At 72.8% G+C, this 514-nt stretch carries 1 protein-coding gene; it reads right to left on the reverse strand.

Annotated features, from left to right (window positions below; translation table 11 throughout):
- On the reverse strand, positions 1–514 hold a 514-nt coding region (locus FV228_RS33660), incomplete at both ends, for a hypothetical protein (protein ID WP_187278011.1).

Raw genomic sequence — 514 nt, forward strand, 5'->3', positions numbered from 1 at the left:
CCCGCAGCGCCTCCGTGAGGTCGGCCAGGGCGGCTTCGAGCTGGCGGGTCAGGACATGCTCGCCGAGGCTCGACAGCGCCCGGCTGGCGATGTCGGCGAGCCGGGCGGCGGTGGCCGGATCGACGTGGCGCAGCAGGATCGCCACACTGGTGAGGGCTTCGGCAAGCGTCTGGGACTGCATCGATTCCGAGGCCACCACGATCACGGCCTCCAGGGCGTCGGTGGCCGCGATCGGGGCGGCATCGCCGTACACGATGCCGGATCCCGCATCCTCGCCCGTTGCGGTCGCGCCGTCGCCCCAGTGCGCGATGATGTCCCGCAGGGCCTGGACGACCGAGAGCCCCGGGCTGGGATTCGACTTCGACGTGGACACCGAGGTCCACGCGATGGTGGCGAGCTGGTGCAGACCGTAGGTGGCATCGTTCCGGAGGTCGCGCCCGTCATCGTAGGACAGCGCCTTCAGCGCCTCCCCGACGACGGCCTCGCGCGCCGCCGCGTCGAGCGGCGCGCCGGG

Origin of the sequence: Methylobacterium sp. WL18, assembly GCF_008040015.1 — a bacterium.
GTDB classification, from domain to species: Bacteria; Pseudomonadota; Alphaproteobacteria; order Rhizobiales; family Beijerinckiaceae; genus Methylobacterium; species Methylobacterium mesophilicum.